The organism is Myxococcus virescens (assembly GCF_900101905.1).
Classification (GTDB): domain Bacteria; phylum Myxococcota; class Myxococcia; order Myxococcales; family Myxococcaceae; genus Myxococcus; species Myxococcus virescens.
The window spans coordinates 1,067,320-1,087,623 of record NZ_FNAJ01000001.1 but is presented as its reverse complement, the minus strand read 5'-3'; the positions used below and the strand labels follow the sequence as shown (position 1 = coordinate 1,087,623).

Sequence of the window (20,304 nt, the reverse complement as noted above, 5' to 3'; positions counted from 1 at the left end):
CTCAGGCGCGCAGCTTCTCGCGCAGCGCCTTGGCGCGGCCCTGCATGTCGGGATCCATGCTCGTCAGCTCGACGGACTTCAGGCGCTGGTCCAGGCTCTGCGGCACCTTGGTCTTCAGCTTGCCTTCCTCCCCGAGCACCTCCAGCTTCGCCAGCGCCTTGTCGACGATGCGCTCGCGCGGGTGGTCCAGCAGGCTGTCGAGGAAGTACGCGTCCTCGGGCAGCTCCGGGTACTTCTCCAGGTAGTCCACCACGGCCTTCACCCAGTCGGCGCGCGTCTCGGACTCGGTGACCTTCTGCATGGCCTGCTTCTGGGCCTTGCGCTTGCCCTCGGGGTCGAACGTCTTCGCCAGCCCCTCCGGCAGCTCGCCGCCGGTGAAGAGCGCGTCCGCGGCGGCCTTGTACTTCTGGTAGCTCGCGCTGCGCTCCAGCTTCTGCTGCGCGGGGTCATCCTGGCGGGAGGCGTACTTGCTGCCCTTGCCGCGCCCCGCGTCGATTTCGCGCCAGCTCTTGTTGCGCTTGCCGGAGAAGCCGCCGCCGCCGTTGTCGTCCCTGTCCTTGGCCATCCTTCATCTCTCCTTGCGAGCGCCCCACAGCGCCGCCAGTCCGCGATGGACGAGGCGCCGCACCACCTCCAGTTCCTGGGAGGACAGGGGCTGCTCCTCGTCCTGCTCCGCCTCGAAGAGCGCCTCGTCCGCGTAGTCCTTCAGCGGCTGAGGCACTGGCGGGGCATCCGTGTCCGCCTCCAGCACCGCCGGCTTGATGGACGTGAGTCCCGGCGGCCAGCCCAGCTCCAACATGGCGTACAGCTCGAGGAGCAGGTGGCGGGCGACGCCATATCCTTCGTCCGTGAGCGCCGCCGCGTCAAGCGCGCCCAGCAGCGCGTCCTGCCGGTTTTCGAAGGCATGGGTGAAGCGCGTGCGCGTCTTCTCGTCGTCCTCCAAATAACGCCAGGCGGCCTCCACGAATTCGCCCGTGGGCGTCCCCGGGTGGAAGGGCGCGGGCGCGGGGGCCTTCACCTTCTTCGGGCGGGGCGGGCGGGCCTCGTCTTCCAGCCGCACGTGTTTTCCCTCCGCCACCAAATCCCAGAGGCCCAGCAGGTTCTGGTACAGGCGCCGGGCGATTTCGGGGGAGGGGAAGCGCGGCTCCTCGTCGAACAGCGCGGGGATGACGTCGCTGGGGGGCGTGCCATCGGCGCGGGCGTCCCGCATGCGTTCGAGGACCTGGGCGCTGTCCAGCCCGCTGCCGGCCAGGTCCAGCAGGCCGTCGAGCGTCTGGGCGCCCTCGAAGTGGCGGTGGAAGTCATCACCTCTGTCGCGGGAGCGGCTCATGTGGGCAGGCACGCTAAGCACAGCGGACGGGCGGGCGCACGCGGCTTCATGACCCGGCGGGCCATTCGCCCATCAGCTCGTCCTGGCGCTCCTTGGGATTGGAGGTCCACGCGTAGTCTTCCGGGACGTGGCCGCCTCCGTGCGCGGCCCAGCCATCCCAGCTCACCTGCGCCTTCATGAAGGCGTCGGTGGGCTCGTCCGTGACTTCGGGGCGGTTGGCGGGGACCTCGAAGGGCGTCTCGATGGGCTCATCCGGAAGGGTGATGGCCATGGCTCAATCCTCCTGGTGTGAACAGTAGGGAGGCTCCAGGTGCGAGAGGAGCGGGGCCGACAGGCAGACGGGCGGTGGGTCGTCTTTCGTTTTGGGACCTTCGCACCTAGTCTTCGTTCAGACATGGCAGAAACCTCCGTGGAAACGTTGAAGACCGCGGTGCAGGCGCTCTATCGCGTCCACGCGGTGGAAGGCCCGCCCGGCGAGAATGGGCTGCGCACCGTCTGGCACCTGTGCCCGGACGGCGCGGAGCTGATGTCCCTGGTGGATTCAGAGGGGCGCGTGCGCCGGCAGGAGCTCACGCTGCTGGAGGACCACTACGTGTGGGCCAGCGGTGAGGGCGTGCGCACCGGCTACCTGGAGCGCGGCGGCGGCAAGCCCACGGCCGCGGCGGTGGTCCAGACGGACCCGGAGCTCGTGCCGCAGCGGCTGATGCGCGCCGCGCTCGCCATGGGCACGTACACGGGACAGGACCGCTACCTGCTCCACATGCAGCGGGTGCTGGCGCTGGCGCGCGAGGGCCTGGAGATGAAGGGCGGCCTTGTCCGTCCCTCGGAGCCCACGCTGCCCGCCGTGGAGGCGCCCGTCGTGACGACGGCTCAGGCCGCCGTCTTCGACGTGCCGCCCGCTGCGGTGGCGGTGGTGGAGGATGTCACGCCTCCGGTGGTGCGGCCCGGTGAGGGCATGACGATGCTGCTGGTGCTCGCCCTGGGGTTGCTGGTGGGGTTCGGGATGCTGGCGTTCATCTTGATGGGCTGAGCGGGGCTCACGTCTCCGGAGGGCGGCTGCGGCATGCTCCCCGAGGGGCCCTCGCCGTGTTCGGCGGGAATGGCCACCGGCGGGTGTTCCGTGGCGGAGTTCACCGGCTGCGCATCCAGCACCAGCAGCACGGCCACCGCGGTGGCGGGCACCAGCCGGGCGGACCAGCCCAGCGGCGTGTGGGCGTCTTCCCCGACGCGCCGGGCCATCAGCAGCGTCAGTCCCAGCACCGCCAGCACCCCGGTGCACGTCCACCGCAGCGCGCGCAGGTTCGCCGTCGCGGCAAGCCCCGTGGCGATCAACTCCGAGCGCTCCGCGTCCGGCATCCGCGCCAGGCTGGTGAGGAAGCTCAGCAGGTGGCGGGCCTCGAGCGCGCCCACCATGGCCACCGAGGCCAGGGCCGCGGAGACGCCGCTGGCCAGCAACAGTCCGCGGTTGCGGGGGCCCGCGGCCTCCCGGAAGCCCGTGGGGCCGAAGTGCGCCAGCGCCAGTCCCAGCGCCAGCCCCAGCAGCAGCGCGGTGCTCGTCCAGGCGCCCAGCAGCCGCGGCGCCATGGCCTCTCCCGTGCTGGTCGCCAGCACCAAGCCCGCCTCCACCGTGTCCAGCCGGGGCAGGGAGACCAGCACCCGGTCCATCAGGACCTCGGTGCCCATCAACCCCAGCATCCACGGCAACGTGGCCAGTCCCAGCATCGCGGACAAGGGCACCCGCCGCTCCATGCCGGAGCCGACCAGCGCCAGGGACAGCAGCGGCACCTCCAGCGCCAGCGCCAGCGCCACCAGCGCGGCGAATGGCCCGGCCGCCTGGAATGCGTGCGACACCCCGGCCATCCCCTCCAGCAGGGGACCCAGTGTGAAGCACCACACGAACACTGTGATGGGCACGGCCAGCGCCACGGCCAGGCCGGGCGCGAGACGAAGCCGGAGCGGAACGAGCATTTCAGGAGAGAGTAGTCTCTCCGGTTAAGCCTGTGAAATTAGACCGGGGGACGACCCACGAGCCAGTAGATGACGCTCGCCAGCACCCCTGCGACGGGAGAGACGAGCACACCCAGCAGGTAGAGCTTGGGACACCCGCCGCCGCTGCAACCGATGCGGCCATAGGCGAGGACGCCGGCCAGCAGCAGGGGCACGTGCATGCCCATCAGGAAGACGCCCACACCGCGCAGCACGAGCCCGCGGTACCAGGTGCGTGTCCACAACCGGAAGACGATGGGGAGCAGCAGCAGCGTCAGGGTGGCTGCGGTGGCCAGGGGGCCCTGCCGAGCTGACACCGCCACACACGCCAGGGCCGCGAGCGCCAGGGCGGGGACGAGCAGCAGGGCGTTGAGGGACAGGGGCTCCCGGGGACGCATCGAAGTCAGCCAGGGACGCTGGCAGAGCGACGGTGGAGGTGCAAGGCCGGAAGCGGGAGGGGTGTCCGGCATCAGCCAGGGCCGCGCGCCGCCTTCACGCCGCGACGGCGCCTTCGCCCAGGAGCTGCGTGTACCGGCCCCGCAGGGCGAGCAGTTCCGCGTGGGTGCCGGCCTCCACCACGCGGCCGGCCTCCACCACGGCAATCAGGTCCGCGTCACGCACCGTGGACAGCCGGTGCGCGATGACGAGCACCGTGCGCCCCTTCATCAGGGCGACCAGGCCTTCCCCCACCGCGGCCTCGCTCGCCGCGTCGAGCGCGCTGGTGGGCTCGTCCAGCAGCAGCACCGACGGCCGGCACAGGAAGGCCCGCGCCAGCACCAGCCGCTGCCGCTGTCCGCCGGACAACCGGCCGCCGCGCTCGCCCACCAACTCATCCAGGCCACCGGGAAGCGAGCGGACGAAGTCGTCCGCGTGCGCCAGCCGCAGCGCTTCCCACAGCTCCTCGTCCGTCGCCTCGGGCCGGCCCAGGCGGAGGTTGTGCCGCACGGTGCCGGAGAAGAGCACTGGCTCCTGGGGCACCCACGCCACCTGGCCGCGCACGCTGGACGGCTGGAGCGCCGTCAGCGGCGCCCCGTCCCACAGCACCTGTCCGCCCGACGTGGGCAAGAAGCCCAGCAGCACGGAGAACAGCGTCGTCTTGCCCGCGCCGGAGGGCCCCACCAGCGCCACGCGCGCGCCAGCGGGCACTACCAGGTCCACCCCGCGCAGCGCCTCGCGTCCGTCCGCGTAGGTGGCCCGCACGCCTTCCAGCCTCAGCTCGCGCGACAGCGGCCCGGCGGCGTCGCCCACGTCCGGCGCGGCCGGCTCGTCCGCCAAGGCGAAGAGGCGCTCCGCGGCGGCCATGCCCGTCAGCACCTGTGACAGCGTGCCGCTGAGCGACTTCACGGGCTGGTACAGCAGCAACGCGGCGGCCATGAAGGAGAGCAGCCGCCCCGCCAACGCGGGGTCCGCCGCCACCGCGCGCGCGCCCCAGGCCACCGCCATGGCCACGCCGGCGATGCCCAGGAGCTCCACCGTGGGGCTCACCGCGCCACGCAGGAAGAGCGAGCGGCGCATCTCCCCCAGGTACTTGTCCGCCTCCACCTCGAAGGCCTCCAGCGCCCGCGGCTGTCCGCGGAAGGCCTGCACCACGGGCAGGTTCTGGAGCTGCTCGGCGGTGAGCGCCGTCAGCGAGCCCAGCCGCTCCTGCGAGCGCGTGGCCACCTTCTTCAGTGAGCGCGCGAAGCGGTTGATGGGCAGCACCGTCACCGGCACGACGACGAAGGTGAAGAGGAACAGCGTCTTGTCGATGAAGAAGCAGGTGGCGAGCAGCGCGATGATCTGCAGCCCGTCCTTCACGTAGGACGTGAGCGCCTGCGTCACGGAGAACTCGACCAGGGGCACGTCCGCGGTGAAGCGCGCCAGCAGCTCGCCGGAGTGCCGCCGCTCGAAGAACGCGGGCGGCTGGCCGAGCAGCCGTCCGTAGAGGAACCCGCGCAGGTCCGCCATCACGCGCTGCCCCAGCCGCTGCATCAGCCCGCCCTGGAGGAACTGCGCGGTGGCCTTCACGATGGCCACGGCCACGACGAGCAGGGGCAGCCGCTTGAGCAGGGCGTCTCCCGGCAGGGATACCCCGGCGACGGTGACGGGCTCGTGGGTGAGCAGCGCGCGCAGCAGGGGGCCCACCACCCAGGCATAGGCGGACGTGGCGATGGCCGCGGCCACGGACGCGCCGACACCCGCGGCGAGCAGCAGCCGGTACGGGCGGAGGTAGCCGAGGAGCCGACGATAGACGTGAGGAGAAGGACGGGGAGCCACTGTTCGGCGGCGGACTCTGTCACTGAGTCGCCAGAAGGTCCAAGGCTACCGGGTTTCGGGGGCTGGTGCCCTGTCGGCTGCCCTGCCACCGGGCGCTTGCAGCGCCCGGGCCAGTTCCATTGCCCACCTTCAACCCTGCGGACAGGTTCAGGGGAGCCATGGAAACCAATAACGAAAAAGAGGCCCTGTTCAATCCGGGCTGTGAGCCGGTGGTGGAGGACGAGGAGCGCCGGCGGCTCCTGTGGCTGATGGCCGAGTACTTCCGCACCATCGGTTACACGGACATCAAGGCGCGCCTCCCCGGGTTCATGCCTCCTCCCATCCTGTCGGGGACCATCGAGGACCATCGCCCCGACTTCACCTGTCGGCAGTCGGATTCGGCTCGCACGCCCATCATCCTGGAAATCGTCACCCCGCACATGGTGGACGAGCCCACGGCGGAGAACCGCTGGAGCCTCCTGGCCAGCGCCGCGAAGCTGTACAACGCGGAGCTCCACTTCGTGGTGCCCAAGTGGGCCGCGACGGGCGCGGTGGACCCCGGACTCAAGCGCAGGCTGGCCCGGATGGAGCTGACGGCCAACCGCGTGTGGACCGTCTGACGGCTTCCTCTCTTCCCGCCACGCCACCCGCCCGGATGCCCGCCCGGCACCGGGTGGGCGCGGGCGGCGCGTGTCCCCGCTGGATTGCCGGTGCGTTTCGCTGCGTTATAGTGACTCAAGATTTTACGCAGCGCAAAAAAGCACAGCAAATTCCAGGGGTTGTAATCAATGTCAGCGGCGGCGGGTCAGAAACGCGACTACTACGAGGTCCTGGGCGTCCAGAAATCTGTCTCCGCGCAGGAGCTCAAGAGCGCGTTCCGCAAGGTGGCGCTGCAGTACCACCCGGATCGCAATCCGGGGAACTCGGACGCCGAGGAGAAGTTCAAGGAGGCCTCGGAAGCCTATGAGGTGCTGAGCGACCCTGAACGGCGGGCGAAGTACGACCGCTTCGGGCACGCGGGCAACCCCTTCGAGGGCTTTGGTGGCGCCGGGGGCGGGTTCCAGGGCGTCAACATCAACGACATCTTCGGCGAGATTTTCGGCGACATCTTCGGCGGTGGCCGGGGTGGGCGGCGGACGAGCTCGCGTGGCGCGGACCTGCGCTACAACCTGGAAATCACCTTCGAGGAAGCGGCCTTCGGCTGCCGGCCCAAGGTGACCATTCCCCGGCCGAAGAAGTGCGACACCTGCTCCGGCTCTGGCAGCAAGAGCAACACCGGGCCCCGGCCCTGCTCGGCGTGCGGCGGCAGCGGCGAGCTGCGCTACACCCAGGGCTTCTTCGCGGTGTCCCGGCCCTGCGGTGACTGCGGCGGCACGGGCGCGGTGGTGCCGGACCCGTGCACGCGCTGCAAGGGCTCGGGCAAGGTGCCCTCCGAGGAGGTCATCGAGGTGGCCATCCCGGGCGGCGTGGACAACGGCACGCGCGTGCGGCTGTCCGGCATGGGCGAGCCTGGAGACCGGGGCGGTCCGCCGGGTGACCTCTACGTCACCGTCATCGTGAAGGAGCACCCGCTCTTCCAGCGCGAGGAGTACGAGGTCTTCTGCGAGGTGCCCATCTCCTTCACTCAGGCGGCGCTGGGCGCGAAAATCGACGTCCCCACGCTGGACGGCAAGGTGAAGATGACCGTCCCCAACGGCACCCAGTCCGGTAAGGTGTTCCGGCTCAAGGGCAAGGGCATCCCCCACCTGCACAGCCAGCAGCGGGGAGATCAGCACGTGCGCGTCGTGGTGGAGACGCCCACCGAGCTGTCGTCGAAGCAGCGCGAGCTGCTGGAGAAGTTCGCGGAGGCCTCCGGCGAGGAGTCGCACCCGCAGTCGAAGAGCTTCATCGCCAAGGTGAAGGAGCTGTTCGGCTGACGACGGTTGCGGGCGCGGGGCCGCGAAAGCGCGGCTTCCGTGCCGCGCCTGGTGGGCAGGCGGGCGCCGCGGCGCGGCAGGCCGCCGTGGGCACGGGCACTGCAAAACAGCGGATCCTGGCAGTGGAATCTTCCCCCCGCTCGGGTGTCGACGGGGGCGCACCCCACTGCTATGCACGGCCCTGCCATGGATGTCCTGCCCACCCTGCGCCGCTCGCTCGTCATCGCCCTGGCCCTGCTGCTGACGGCCTGCCCCCGGTCCACCCGCACGCCCTCCGGAGGTGACACCGGCGGGGACCTGCCTTCGGGAGACCCGTTCCCCACGCGTCCTTCGGTGGAGGCGAAGAAGGACCCCACCGCCGACGCGGCGCTGGCGCAGGCGTCCCAGACGGCCAGCGCCACCCCGGACAAGAAGAAGGCCGCGGAGGCCTACCTGTCGGTGCGCAAGGCGTATCCCGCCACCACCGCGGGCCAGGACGCGCTCTATCAGGCCGGTGTCCTCTTCTTCGAGTCCAGGGACTTCGTCAACGCGCGCAAGAGCTTCAACGAGCTGCTCTTCGAGAACCCGCTCCATTCGCGGGCGGATGACGCCAAGCACAAGCTGGCCATCTCCGCGATGGAGGTGGGCGCCTACCGCGACGCGTACCAGACGCTCTCCAGCCTCGCCGAGCGCGCCAGTGGCGCCGAGCGTACCCAGCTGCTCAACGAGGCCGCTCGCGCCGCGGAGGGCGCCGGCCTCTACGGGCAGGCGCTGCAGATGGCGGTGGACGAGGCGGGCCAGGCCCAGGGCGCGCAGGCGCAGGCCGCCGCGGTGGCCAAGGTGGAGGCGCTGGTGGAGGGCCGCGCGGCCTTCGTGGACATCGCCCGCGTGGCGGAGGGCCTGTCGCCGTCCAACCCGGCGTGGCCCGTCATCACCTTCAAGCTGGCGCGCGTCTACTACCACCTGCGGGACTGGACGCGGCTGGAGGAGACGCTGAACCGTTTCCTCGCCCAGGCGCCCGGCCACGCCTTCGCGCCGCAGGCCCGCGAGCTGCTGGCCCGCGCCACGCGCCGGGTGGAGGCCCGCCCCCGCACGGTGGGCGTGCTGCTGCCCATGACGGGCCGCTACCAGCCCATTGGCGAGGCGGTGCTGCGCGGCATCCAACTGGGGCTGGAAGGCAGCGGCGTGGAGCTGGTGGTGAAGGACACGCAGGGCGACGTCAACAAGACGGGTCAGGCCATGGAGCAGCTGGCCTTCGACGACGGCGCCATCGCCGTGCTGGGGCCCCTGCTGGCGGATGACTCGAAGCGCGCGGCGCTGGTGGCCGAGGAGCTTCAGGTGCCGCTGCTGACCATGAGCCGGCAGGACGGCATCACCGAGTTGGGCAGCTACGTCTTCCGCAACATGCTCACCAACGCGGCGCAGGCGGAGGCCATCGCCGACTACGCGATGAACGTGAAGGGCTACAAGCGCTTCGCGCTGCTGTACCCGAACATCCCCTACGGCGTGGAGCTGGCGGATGCCTTCTGGGATCAGGTGGTGGCGCGGGGCGGCGGCGTGCGCGGGGCGGAGCGCTATTCGCACGACCAGACGACCTTCACCACCGAGGCCAAGAAGCTGGTGGGCCGCTACTACCTGGATGACCGCGGCGACTACATCGAGGGCGTGCGCGACGTGCAGGGGGAGAACCTGGACGCCTTCCGCCGCCGCAAGGCGATGGAGAAGGTGAAGAGCGGCGTGGAGCCCATCATCGACTTCGACGCCATCTTCATGCCGGATGACTGGCGCCGCGTCAGCTTGGTGGCGCCCGCGCTGGCGGTGGAAGACATCGTCACCAACGCGTGCGACCCGCGTGATTTGGAGCGCATCCGCAAGACGACGGGCAAGAAGGAGCTGAAGACGGTGACGCTCTTCGGCGCCAACCAGTGGAGCAGCCCCAAGGGCCGCTCGGGGCTGCCGGAGCTGGTGGAGCGCGGCGGCAAGTTCGTCACCTGCTCGGTGTTCGTGGACGGCTTCTTCGTGGACTCGCAGCGCCCGGCCACTCGCCGCTTCGTGGAGCAGTACCGCGAGGCCTACCGGGCGGAGACGGGGCGGGACCCGGGTCTGCTGGAGGCCATTGGCTACGACTCCGGTCGGATGTTGCGGCAGCTCATGGAGCAGAAGGATGCACCGCGCACGCGCGCGCAGATGCGTGACGCGATGGCCAACCTGAAGAACTTCGACGGGGCCACCGGGCGCACGTCCTTCAACGAGAAGCGCGAGGCGGTGAAGCAGCTGTTCCTGTTGTCCATCGACAACAAGGGCGTCACGGAAATCAACGTCGAGAAGGAGCGGCAGAAGGCCGCCTCGGCGTCAGGAGGCTCAGGGACATGAAGTTCGCGAGGGGGGCGTTCGCACTGCTGGCGGGCGGGGTGGTGGCGGTGGGCGGTGGTGGCTGTGCACACGCGCCTCCTCGGGTGTCCCCGGAGCTGAGCGCCCGGCTGGCGTCGGAGCCGGGCACCTGGGTGTCCGGTAGCGCCTCGGGCCTTGGGCGCAAGGCCGTCCTCAACAACAAGGACTTCATCTGGGGCCTGGCCTTCGCGCCCCGAGGCGCCCGGGTGGCGTACTCGCGCCTGGGCAGCAAGTCCTACTTCCTCTCCGTCTGGGAGCTGGGCTCCGCCGAGCCGACGATGCTGGCGGACCCGGCCATCAACCCCTACGAGTTCGACGTGGAGGGCGTGGCCTTCTCCCCGGATGGCACGCGCGTGGCCACCGCGGGCAAGGACAGCGTGGTGCGCCTCTTCGACGCGGCCACCGGCGTGCTCGTGGCGGAGCGCCGCACCGAGGAGCCGCTGTCCGTGGTGGCCTTCCACCCGGAAGGGCAGTGGCTGGTGGTGGGCAGCTACAAGGGCCTGATGACGGTGCTGTCGGCGCCCGCGCTGGAGTACGGCTCCGAGGAGCGCGGACACCTGGGGCCGGTGACGGCGCTGGCCTTCGCGCCGGACGGGACGCTGTATTCGGGCGGCTGGGACAAGCACGTGCGGGCCTGGCGCACCTCCGTGGAGGGGCTGCGGCCGGGACAGGCGCGCATGCGCTTCGAGCGGCGCGCCGGCTCCGTGGTGCTGGGCGGCACGGTGAATGACAAGGCGCCGCTGTCCTTCGCGCTGGATGCGCGCGCGCCCGCGCTGGTGCTCACCAGCGAGGCGGCCGCCGCGGCGGGCATCGACGTGCCCTTCCTGAAGGAGACGGTCAACGTGCCGGGGCCGCTGGGCACCATCGCCGCGCGGCTGGCGCCGGCCCAGTCCCTGCGCTTCAAGTCCATGCGGGTGGAGGGCGTGGACGTCGCCATCTGCGACGCGTGCGTGCCGCAGGGCACCCAGGGCGTGCTGGGCGCGCCCTTCTCCGAACGGGTGGACGTGGCCTTCGACGAAGTCACGCAGGAGGCCGTGCTGTCGCTGAAGGGCGGCCCGCCCGAGGGCGCGGTGACGGTGGACGCGCTGGTGCTCGCGCGTCGCTCGGAGTTTCCCTTCCCGGCCTACGTGAGCGACGTCACCGTGGACGCGCGCGGCCAGCGGCTGGGGGTGGGCCTGTCGGAGCAGAAGCCGGAGCGCGACCGCGGCGTGTACGAGCGCGAGCGCAAGGGCGTGGAGGAGCCGCAGGGCCCCTTCAACGCGGGCGCGCTGGTGGACGCGCAGTCCGGCCAGGTGCTGGCGAAGTGGCCGGTGCACCGGGGCGTGGTGGCCACCGCGGCCATCTCCCCGGACGGGCGCTCGCTGGCCAGCGGCGGCTGGGACAAGCGCGTGTACCTGTTCACCGAAGGTGACGCGGACGCGCGCGGCGAGCACCGCTTCGACTGGTCCGTGCGGCGCGTGCGCTTCAGCCCGGATGGGCGCTGGCTGGGCGTGGCCGCGTGGACGCCCCAGGTGGCCAGCCGCGACGGGGACAGCGACCCGGCGGCGGTGCTGCTGGACGTGGGCTATGAATCGCCCACCGTGCAGGGGCCGGGCACGGCCGGCGCGTCCGTCGCTCCGTAGTTCTCACGCCACCGCTCAGAAGTTGAGGTGGATGTCACCCGCGGGCATGCCGCGGGCCTGGAGCGTCGTCATCACGCCCCGCACCATCTCCTTCTGCCCGCAGAGGAAGGCCACCGCGGCCTGCACGGGCCCTTCGCCCAGGTGGGCCTGCACATAGCCCGTGAGGCCCTGCCAGCCGCTGGCGCCGGGCTGGCTGACGGTGCGCACCACGCGCACCCCGCCGGCTTCCCACTCGTGGAGTTCGTCCGTGTAGGCGAAGGCGCCCGGTGTGCGCGCGCCGAAGTAGAGCGTCACCTGGCGGTAGGCGCCGCGCTCCAACTGGATGCTGGTGATGACGGAGCGGATGGCGGAGATGCCGGAGCCGGTGGCGAACAGGAGCACGTCCTGGCCACGGGCGCGCTCCAGCGGGAAGCCTCGTCCCTCTGGCCGTGACACGTCGACGTGGGCGCCCCGGGGCAGGTGGATGAGGGCGTCGGACAGTGGGCTGCCCACCTTGAGGAGGAACTCCCACTGCGTCCCCGGGCGGCCGGGCGGGGAGGCGATGGCAAAGAGCCCCTGTCCCACACCAGGCAGGCGCAGGTGGACGTATTGGCCGGGCCGCTCATGGGTTCCGGCCAGGGGCGTGCCCTGTACGTCCAGCACGAGGTCGGTGAGGCCATCTGCGGCGGGTGCACTGTCAGTGACGGTGGCCGGGTGCCAGTCGGGCATGTCGGGGTTTTAACCTACGCGCCCGGCGCGTGCCGCCCCCTGGTAGCCTGAGGGGGTGAAGAGTCTGCTCTGGACAATCTTGTTCATGCTGGGCCTGGCCGGCGTGGTGATTCCGCTGACGTACCTCTACACGGCGAGCAAGCTGCCGCCGCTGGAGAGCGAATTCGACGTGGAGAAGCAGCTCAAGCACAGCATCGAAGGCGAGCGGATGAGCCTCCGGGCGGGGCAGTCCCAGCGCAACCCGCGCCCCATCACCTTCGTGCGGCCGGACTTCTCCAAGCTGCCCAAGGACCTGGTGGCCCTGTACATCCGCCACCTGGAGTGCCCCCGGTACTTCCAGACGCCACGCGAGGACGGGCCCGCGTGGGCCTGGCGTCTGTTCCTGGGCGCCACCGTGGGCACGTCGCCGCCGGGAGACGGGGCGTGTGAGCGCGTCCTGGCCATGCGCATCGCCGCCGCGCTGGGCATCGAGGGCACGCGTGAGCGGTCGGTGGCCGCGCACCGCATCCACACCTTCATGCAGAAGGACCAGCTCATCGCGTACGACCTGTCCATCATCTACTTCGAGCGCGGCATCGTCGGCGTGGAGGACGCGGCCCTGGCGCTCTTTGGCCGTGAGCTGAGCGAGTTGAAGCTGGAGGAACTCGCCGAGCTGCAACTCGCGCTGCCCCCGTACTCCGATTACTACGGCATCAAGATTTGCAAGAACCCCACGGTGCTCCGGCAGGACCGCAATCGGTTGCTGGAGGACCTGGCGGCGTGGCGGTTGGTGAGCGAGGACCGCGCGCGCAACGCCATGGCCCAGCCGCTGGCCTGCGCGCGCTGAGTCAGGCGCGGGTCAGCGAATCATCCCCGCCACGCCCGTCACCTTCTTGAGCAGGTCGATGCGGGCGGGGGCGCTGGTGTCGGCCCGCGCGTCGTCGCGGTACTTCGCCAGCAGGTTGCGCGCGGCGTTGGCCTTGGGGGCGTCAATCTTCCCGCTCGTCTCCAGCCGGTCCACCCGGCGCTCCAGCCGGTTGATGCTCTGGAGGATGTCCTCCAGCGTGGGGGCGGAGGCCTTCAGGGGGCGAGGCGGCGCGACGCGGGTGTTCTCGGCGCGCGGGGCCGGCGGCGGACGCTCCACGCCGTCCGGCGGAGCCGGCGCGACGGCGGCGACGACCAGGGGCTGAAGCGGCACTTCCTCCACGGGCGCTTGCGCTGGCTCGGCGGGAGGCGGGGGCGTCGCAGCGGCCTGCTCCGCCGCCGCGGCTTGCTGTGGCGTGACCGCAGCGGCCTGCTCCGGCGCCGCGGCTTGCTGCGGCGTGATGGACGGCGGCACGAGCGCGGGGGCCTTCGCGCCGCGGATGACGACCGCGGCGGCGCCCGCGAGCAGCAGCACGGCGAAGCCCACGGCACCCACCAGCGGCAGGTGCTTGCGCAGCGGACTGCGGACGCCCGCGGCGTGCAGCTCCTGCGAGGTCAGCTCGGTGTTCAGCTCCGGGGGCACCGGCACCGGCGTGGTGGGACGGCGCGAGTCGACTTCCGCCACCGCAGCGGCCTTCTCGAAGCCGGGCGCGAGCGCGCTGGGGTTGGAGCGCGTGGAGGCCCGCAGGGTGCGGCGCAGCTTGTGGAGCTGCTGCCGCAGCGCGTCCGCGGAGTTGGGGCGCGTCTCCGGGTCCTTGGTGAGCATCTGCAAGATGAAGGCGTCCAGCGCGGGCGGCAAATCGGAGACGAACTCCGACGGGCGAGGCGGCCGCGCCTCCACATGCTTCATCAGCAGGTCCACTGGCGAGCTGCCCACGAAGGGCAGGCGGCCGGTGACGATTTCAAAGGTGACGACACCCAGGGCGTAGAGGTCCGTCATCGGACCCACTTCCTGGCCGCGCGCCTGCTCCGGCGCCATGTACTCCGGCGTGCCCACCACCATGTCCGTGCGCGTCTGCGCGGTGCGGCCGGTGGGGCCCTGGCCTCGCTTGGCGAGCCCGAAGTCCAGCACCTTCACGTAGCGCGAGCCGTCCGGCTGCTGCACCAGGAAGATGTTGCTCGGCTTGAGGTCGCGGTGCACCACGCCCGCGCCGTGCGCGGCGGCCAGCGCGGCCAGGACCTCGTCGAGCAGCGCCAGCGCCTCCTGCACCGGAAGCCGGTTCTTCTCCGTCAGCACCGCGTCGAGCGCCTGGCCCTCCAGGTACTCCATGACGATGTACTGCCGGCCGTCCGGCACCTGGCCGAAGCCGAAGATGTCGATGATGCCCCGGTGACGGATGGCGTTGACGGCGCGGGCCTCCGCCAGCAGCCGCTCCACCTGCTCGGTGGAGTGGGCCAGCTCCGGACGCAGCACCTTCACCGCCACGCGCTTGCCGATGAGCGGCTGGATGCCTTCGTACACCAGCCCCATGCCGCCCACGCCGATGCGCGAGCGCAGCTCGTACTCGCCCAGCTTCAAGCCGATGAGCGGGTCCCGCTGCACGGCCGCGGGCGGCTCTGAGGCCTGCACCACCACGTTCGGCTCCTCGCGCGGGGGCACGTCGAACGACGACAGCACCACCGTCCCATCGCGTGGGCACACGGTGGTGTCGGCAGGTACGGCCAGGCCGCAGGTATCGCAGATCAACTCGGAAGCCATCTCAAACCGGGAAGCAGCGTAGCAGGAGGACCCGGGTGGGGCGATGTGCTCCAGCCCGGAGTGCCTGGCCGGCGGTCAGGCGCAGCACGCAAGCGCCCTCCGGGCAGGCACCCCAACGTCGGACAACGGACGCTACGGGTTGGCACTGACGCAGTTGAAGTCCGGCATTCGTTCGCCCGTGCTCCCTTCGAGCCCGGGGCCGGCGCCGCCCGGACCGCCCGGCCCGACCTGGAAGGTGACGCCGCCATCCGTGTAGCGGACCGTCGCGCCCGGGCCACACCACACGCCCACCGAGGGCCCACCGCCACCGCCCCCCCCTCCGCCGCCCGCGCCGCCCGCGCCGCCGGGACCGCCCGCTCCGCCCGCTCCGCCGGTCGTCCGGTGGATGATGACGCCTCCGTCGACGACGCCTCCGTCCCGTACGACCTCGCCGCCGTTGCCGCCGTGCCCGCCTTCACCTCCGGGACCTCCGGTACCGCCTTCGCCCCCCTCGCCACCCGGGCCTCCACCGAGCGTGCGAAGGACGCTGCCTTCCTCCATGGCCGCCTGGGAACCGATGAGCAGCAGGGAGATGGACGCGCCGCCACCGCCACCGCCACCGCCACCCGCACCACCACAGCCGCCCGTTCCGCCCGCGCCGCTGCCGCCGCCGCCAGCGACGCTCACGTTGTCGATTCTGCAGCTTCCACCCGACCCGCCGCCACCACCGCCGGAGCCCGCCGTGCCGCCGCTGCCGGGCTCGCCTTGCTGGTCGGCGATCCATGTCCCGTCGCGCAGCACCCCCATGCCCGTGCCGCCGTCACCCGGTGTACCGGGGCCTCCGTCCGTGCCGCCCTGACCCTTCTCGCCCTCGGAGGGGTTGCAGACGCACTCACGCCCGGAGCACGCGGCGTCTGGCGCATCCCCCCCCGCGCCACCCGCGCCGCCCGTCTCGCCGGGCCCGCCCGTGCCACCATCCCGTCCAGGAGAGCCGTTGCCGCTGCCAATCACACCCACGCCGCCCGTGGGTTCGATGCCATCTGGGCAGGTGATGGCGACAGGCGTCCCACCCATGCCCGTATCGGAGTTGCCGACGCCTCCACTCTGCCCTTCGCCTCCGTCGGGGCCGCCCAGGCCCGTGTCCCCTGCCTCGCCGGGGGCGCCCTGGCCCCCCGCGCCCGCGGCCAGGGTGACGTGACGCAGACGGACCCCGGAGGAGTCCACCATGCGCACGGCGATGGAGGGCTCACCGGGGCCGGTCGCGGTGGCGGCGCTGACCTGCACGTACTCCATCAGCACACCGGCGTCCTGGAGTCCCTGCACCGTCAACCCCAGCGTGCCGGCGTCGAACATGGCCACGCGGTTCGCGGCGCGACGCCAACCGCCACTGCGTCCGGCATAGCCGCCGTGCAGCGAGACGGGGACGTCCAGCACCAGGCCCGCCTCGTCGTAGGCGCCGCCCGCGAGGAACAGGTGGCGCGGGCCGCCATCCAGTTCGCGCAGCATCGCCAGCGCGCGGCCCACGGTGCGCAGCGGTGCCAGCCGGGTGCCCACGCCCGCGTCGTCATCCCCGTCCATGGGGTCGATGAAGAGCCCCGCGTCCGCCTGGCCATCCACGCCGTCACAGTCGGTATCGGCGAAGGCGTCGTCGGGAAGGTCCTCGCCGGGGACGGGCGTACAGGCGGCGACGTTGGGCTCGCAGCGCCCCTCGTCGCTGCAGCGCTGCCGTGCACCATCGAAGTCGTAGCAAGCGCCCGCACCGAGCGCCGCCACGAGCGCCGTGCCCGTGGCGCCGAGCATCCTGGTCTTCCGCATGACTCTCCTCGAATTCAAGGCAACGTCCCGGACAGGCCCACCATGCCCCCACCGGGGACCACGGCGGCGGAGGGCTGTACCTTCGCGGGCAGCTCACCGGGCAGCAGGAACATCACCGCGCCCGTCACGAGCCCCGCCGCGCCCAGCCCAAAGGCCACCCGGCTCAGGGTCTGCGCCCGGCGGCCCGACGACGCGAGTCCATCCGCGTTGTCCAGCGGAGCGTCCGGCGTGCCGTCCTTGTCGAGCCGCGAGTACTTGTCGCCCGCCTGCAGGTAGAAGACGGTGCCCACGCCGGCCAGGGCGACACCGCCCGCGGCGGGCAGCCACGCCCAGCGGCGCAGCGGGCGGATGGGCTCGGGCTCCAGCTCCGGGGCCAGCGGCTTCGCCTCCACCACGGCCACGGGCGGCGGGGGCGGCTCGGCCTGGGGCGGCGCCGGCGGCGGGCCGCGCAAGGCCGTCTGCGCCACGGGCACCACCGCGTCGATCGACTGGGTGAGCGAGTCCAGCAACTGGTCCTCGCTCACGCCGGGGATGAGGTGCTCGGTGACGAGCGCGCCGTCGTTGGCGGTGTAGATGCGCGCGCCCGTGCGATAGCCGCTGAGCAACTGGCCCAGCTCCGTCACCAGGACGAGCTCCGTCTTCCCCGCGGCGCCCAACGCGCGGATGCAGGAGGGCGCCGTGCGGTTGCAGCGCAGCAGCGGGCGGCGCTTGGACGCGGACAGCTTGCGGGTGATGTCCTCGATACGGACCACCACCAGCCCACGGGCCCGGAGCTGCTCGGCCACGTGCTCCTGCGCGAACTCGACGACGTGGGAGGGAGCTCCCGCCGCGTCAGGCGGTGCGACCAGGACGGACAGGGGCGGCGGGGGAGCCGCGGCGGGTGCCTGGGTGGCCAGGGTGAGCGCGGCGAGGAGGGAGATCCACACCCAATCACTTTCCCCCCGACCGGACCTCCTCGCAAGGTCGGGAATCACCGCCCGTGCTTCGGGTGAAACCCGCCGGGGCGGAGCGCGTGTGGTGGGAGGCCGCCCCACCGGCCCGGGGTCGTTTCCGACGCGCCGGGCCGGGTCATGGCTTCAGCGCCGGGGCCGCTCCGACGGGGCCGGGCGAATCTGGGTCTTCTCGGAGCCGCCATTCGAGCCCTGGGTGCTGTCGTCGTCTTCATCGGGCTCTGGCGCGGGGCGGGACGGCGGGGGGCGGCGCGCGCCCAGGGCTGGCCGTGCGCCGGTGGCCAGGTTGGGCGAGGGTGCCCGCGAAGGCGGGGTGAAGGGCGGCGGCCGGCGCGGGGGCACCGTGCTGGGGCCGTCATCGTCCGCGAGCAGGTCCTCGGAGACCTCGACCTTGGCCTCGGTGGGGATGGCGGTGCGCGTCTCCTCGGGGGCCTCCGCGAAGGGGTTGCGCGTGGGCGGCGGCGTCGCGTCGTCGTCCATGGCGGGCGGCGGGCGCGGCGGCGCGGCGGCGGGCCGGGCCACGGGCGTTGCGGGCTTCACGGCCGGCGGAGGCTCCGGCGGCCGGGCGCGCGCCGAGGGCGGCGGGGTGGGGTGACTCGCGGGCACCTGCACCTGCACGGCCGGCGCGGGAGGCGGAGGCGGCGCGGCGGCGGCCTTGCCGGCCTTCGCGTCGCGGGCGTCCTGCTTGAGGCGCTGCTCGAAGGCGGCCCACTCCTGCTTGAAGTGGGCGGGGTCCGGACGTCCCTCCTCGCGGTGCTTGAGCGACGGGGCCCAGCGCACGGTGTACGACTCACCCGCGTGGAAGGTGGGCGGCGGCGGCAGGCCGTAGGTGGCCGGGTCGAAGAAGGACTCGTCCAGGTCGTGGAAGCCGTACGCGCGCGCCTTGCTGACGAAGTTGGGGATGATGCCGGTGGGCGCGTGGTAGCCCAGGATGTGGTCGTCCTCGTCCTTGGTGACGGGCGTGAAGACGAAGATGTCCTGGGTGCGGTAGTCGCCCTTCTCGTTGAGGGGCAGCACCTCCGACAGGGCAATCGTCTTGCGGCTGCCGTCGTGGAGGCGCTCGCAGCAGATGATGAAGTTGATGGCGCTGGCCACCTGGGCGCGCACAGCCACCATGGGCAGGTCCACGCCGGACATGAGGCACAGCGACTCGATGCGGCGCAGCGTGTCCGTGGGCGTGTTGGCGTGCGTGGTGGCCAGCGAGCCGCCGTGGCCGGTGTTCATGGCCTGCATGAGGTGGAAGGCCTCGCCGCCGCGCACCTCACCGACGACGATGCGGTCGGGGCGCAGACGCAGCGCGGAGTGGAGCAAATCGCCCATGTCCACCGCGCCCTTGCCGAACTTGTCGGGCGGCCGGCTTTCGAAGGGCACGACGTGGGACTGGTTGAGCTGGAGCTCGGCCGAGTCCTCGATGGTGAGGATGCGCTCCTCATCCGGGATGAGCGACGACACGATGTTGAGCAGCGTCGTCTTGCCGGAGCCCGTGCCGCCGGCCACCAGCATGTTGAGCTTGGTGGCGATGCCGGCCTCGATGAGGCGTGCCATCTGCGGCGTGAGCGACCCGAACTTCATCAAGGATTGGACCGTCAGCTTCTCCTTGAAGAACTTGCGGATGGAGATGGTGGTGCCCTTGCGCGCGATGGGCGGAATCACCACGTGGATGCGGCTGCCATCCGGAAGGCGCGCGTCCAGACGGGGGCGCTCCTCGTTGAGCATGCGGCCGACGAACTGGGCCATGTTGCGCGCGGCGCCGAGCAGGCCTTCGTCGGTGAACGATGCATCCACTTTCGTGAGCCGGCCCTTGCGCTCAATCCAGATGTCGGTCGGGCCGTTGATCATGATTTCCGACACGGCCTCGTCATCCATGTAGGGCAGGACGGGCTTGAGGAACGCGCGGAGTGACTCGGTGTACATCGTCATGGCGCCACCCAGGCTAGCGCGCTCTGGCCCCAGGGCCCAAGAACCCGCCCCGCCTGCCCGGCTGCTTTTTGGGGCAGGGGCCGCCCACCGCCGGTTTCCCACGCAGGTGGGCGGAAAAGCAGTGGGCGCTCCCGAAGGCCGGTGTTTCAATGCCGCCGCCGCTGGAATGGGAGGCGTGAGTGCTCGCGGAAGGGTTGCCGGAAGACTGGAAGCAGGAGCTGAGCGCGGCGCTGGCGTCGCCGTCGTTCCAGGAACTGGAGCGCTTCGTCGAAGCGGAGCGGCGGGAGGCCACCGTCTTTCCGTCGGAGGAGGACCTCTTCTCCGCCTTCCGGCTCACGCCCTATGAAGACGTGCGGGTGTTGCTGCTGGGCCAGGACCCCTACCACGGGCCGGGACAGGCGCATGGGCTGGCCTTCTCGGTGAAGCCGGGGGTGGCGCCGCCGCCCTCGCTGGTGAACATGTTCAAGGAGCTGGAGAGCGACGTGGGCGTGCCCCGCCCGAAGGACGGCTCTCTGATTCCCTGGGCCCGGCAGGGTGTGCTGCTGCTCAACGCGGTGCTGACGGTGCGGCAGGCGAAGCCCAACAGCCACGCGGGGCACGGCTGGGAGGACTTCACGGACGCCGTCATCCGCGCGGTGAGCGCCAAGGACGACCCGGTGGTGTTCCTGCTGTGGGGCCGCTACGCGCAGAAGAAGAAGAAGCTCATCGACTCGAAGCGGCACGTCGTCATCGAGGGCACACACCCCTCGCCGCTGTCGGCCAGCAATGGCTTCTTCGGCAGCCGTCCCTTCAGCGCCGTGAATGAGGCGCTGGAGTGCCACGGACGTCCGCCCATCGACTGGCGCCTGCCCGCTTGAAGAGGCGGCGAGCC

At 71.6% G+C, this 20,304-nt stretch carries 17 protein-coding genes; 7 read left to right on the top strand and 10 right to left on the bottom strand.

Features of this window, described 5'->3' with window-relative positions; all coding sequences use genetic code 11:
* Window position 1: 1 nt before the first annotated feature.
* From BLU09_RS04430 to BLU09_RS04420, 3 genes are read right to left on the bottom strand one after another with little or no spacing between them, the layout of a single operon-like run.
* Entirely contained in the window at window positions 2-565 is a 564-nt protein-coding gene (locus BLU09_RS04430) for a hypothetical protein (RefSeq protein ID WP_090485852.1), read from the bottom strand.
* Window positions 566-568: 3 nt separating this feature from the next.
* Window positions 569-1,330, bottom strand: coding sequence for a hypothetical protein (locus BLU09_RS04425; RefSeq protein WP_090487020.1), 762 nt, complete (start codon window positions 1,328-1,330; stop codon window positions 569-571).
* 46 nt (window positions 1,331-1,376) lie between these two features.
* A complete protein-coding gene (locus BLU09_RS04420) occupies window positions 1,377-1,601 on the bottom strand; it encodes a hypothetical protein (protein ID WP_090485849.1) in 225 nt (74 codons plus the stop codon).
* Between the two features lie 138 nt (window positions 1,602-1,739).
* On the opposite strand from BLU09_RS04420, the gene BLU09_RS39990 reads away from it, so the two are divergent.
* Window positions 1,740-2,360 carry a hypothetical protein gene (locus BLU09_RS39990; protein WP_306440802.1) on the top strand — a complete coding sequence of 207 codons (621 nt, stop codon included), beginning with the start codon at window positions 1,740-1,742 and terminating at the stop codon, window positions 2,358-2,360.
* 976 nt (window positions 2,361-3,336) lie between these two features.
* Here the strand turns inward: BLU09_RS39990 and BLU09_RS04410 are convergent.
* Window positions 3,337-3,714, bottom strand: coding sequence for a hypothetical protein (locus BLU09_RS04410; protein ID WP_090485843.1), 378 nt, complete (start codon window positions 3,712-3,714; stop codon window positions 3,337-3,339).
* Window positions 3,715-3,808: 94 nt separating this feature from the next.
* Window positions 3,809-5,572 (bottom strand): ABC transporter ATP-binding protein, encoded by a 1,764-nt coding sequence (locus BLU09_RS04405; protein WP_090485840.1) that lies wholly within the window; start codon window positions 5,570-5,572, stop codon window positions 3,809-3,811.
* Window positions 5,573-5,730: 158 nt separating this feature from the next.
* On the opposite strand from BLU09_RS04405, the gene BLU09_RS04400 reads away from it, so the two are divergent.
* From BLU09_RS04400 to BLU09_RS04385, 4 genes are all read left to right on the top strand, one after another.
* Complete coding sequence (locus BLU09_RS04400) at window positions 5,731-6,171, top strand: hypothetical protein (protein WP_026114310.1); 441 nt, start codon at window positions 5,731-5,733, stop codon at window positions 6,169-6,171.
* A gap of 168 nt (window positions 6,172-6,339) precedes the next feature.
* Window positions 6,340-7,467: a molecular chaperone DnaJ gene (gene dnaJ, locus BLU09_RS04395; protein ID WP_090485837.1), complete on the top strand. Its 1,128-nt coding sequence runs from the start codon at window positions 6,340-6,342 to the stop codon at window positions 7,465-7,467.
* 186 nt (window positions 7,468-7,653) lie between these two features.
* Window positions 7,654-9,819 (top strand): penicillin-binding protein activator, encoded by a 2,166-nt coding sequence (locus BLU09_RS04390; protein ID WP_186817906.1) that lies wholly within the window; start codon window positions 7,654-7,656, stop codon window positions 9,817-9,819.
* Complete coding sequence (locus tag BLU09_RS04385) at window positions 9,816-11,459, top strand: WD40 repeat domain-containing protein (RefSeq protein WP_090485829.1); 1,644 nt, start codon at window positions 9,816-9,818, stop codon at window positions 11,457-11,459. The genes BLU09_RS04390 and BLU09_RS04385 overlap by 4 nt, the downstream gene beginning before the upstream one ends.
* 15 nt (window positions 11,460-11,474) lie before the next feature.
* Here the strand turns inward: BLU09_RS04385 and BLU09_RS04380 are convergent, their stop codons facing one another.
* Window positions 11,475-12,167 (bottom strand): ferredoxin reductase domain-containing protein, encoded by a 693-nt coding sequence (locus BLU09_RS04380; protein WP_090485827.1) that lies wholly within the window; start codon window positions 12,165-12,167, stop codon window positions 11,475-11,477.
* An 85-nt stretch (window positions 12,168-12,252) separates the two neighbouring features.
* On the opposite strand from BLU09_RS04380, the gene BLU09_RS04375 reads away from it, so the two are divergent.
* The gene (locus BLU09_RS04375; RefSeq protein ID WP_171445103.1) at window positions 12,253-12,993 is read left to right on the top strand and encodes a transglycosylase domain-containing protein; all 741 of its coding nucleotides are present in this window, start codon (window positions 12,253-12,255) and stop codon (window positions 12,991-12,993) included.
* Between the two features lie 12 nt (window positions 12,994-13,005).
* Here the strand turns inward: BLU09_RS04375 and BLU09_RS04370 are convergent, their stop codons facing one another.
* The 4 genes from BLU09_RS04370 to BLU09_RS04355 all read right to left on the bottom strand — a co-directional run bounded on the left by BLU09_RS04370 (window position 13,006) and on the right by BLU09_RS04355 (window position 19,433).
* Window positions 13,006-14,769: a serine/threonine-protein kinase gene (locus BLU09_RS04370; RefSeq protein WP_167371021.1), complete on the bottom strand. Its 1,764-nt coding sequence runs from the start codon at window positions 14,767-14,769 to the stop codon at window positions 13,006-13,008.
* Between the two features lie 132 nt (window positions 14,770-14,901).
* Entirely contained in the window at window positions 14,902-16,563 is a 1,662-nt protein-coding gene (locus BLU09_RS39815) for a hypothetical protein (RefSeq protein WP_261770938.1), read from the bottom strand.
* A gap of 14 nt (window positions 16,564-16,577) precedes the next feature.
* On the bottom strand, window positions 16,578-17,597 hold the full coding sequence (locus BLU09_RS04360) for a hypothetical protein (RefSeq protein WP_090485818.1): 1,020 nt from the start codon (window positions 17,595-17,597) through the stop codon (window positions 16,578-16,580).
* A 42-nt stretch (window positions 17,598-17,639) separates the two neighbouring features.
* Complete coding sequence (locus BLU09_RS04355; protein ID WP_090485816.1) at window positions 17,640-19,433, bottom strand: TadA family conjugal transfer-associated ATPase; 1,794 nt, start codon at window positions 19,431-19,433, stop codon at window positions 17,640-17,642.
* Between the two features lie 179 nt (window positions 19,434-19,612).
* Between BLU09_RS04355 and ung the strand changes: the two genes are divergently transcribed.
* A complete protein-coding gene (ung, locus tag BLU09_RS04350) occupies window positions 19,613-20,290 on the top strand; it encodes a uracil-DNA glycosylase (RefSeq protein WP_090485813.1) in 678 nt (225 codons plus the stop codon).
* Window positions 20,291-20,304: the final 14 nt, after the last annotated feature.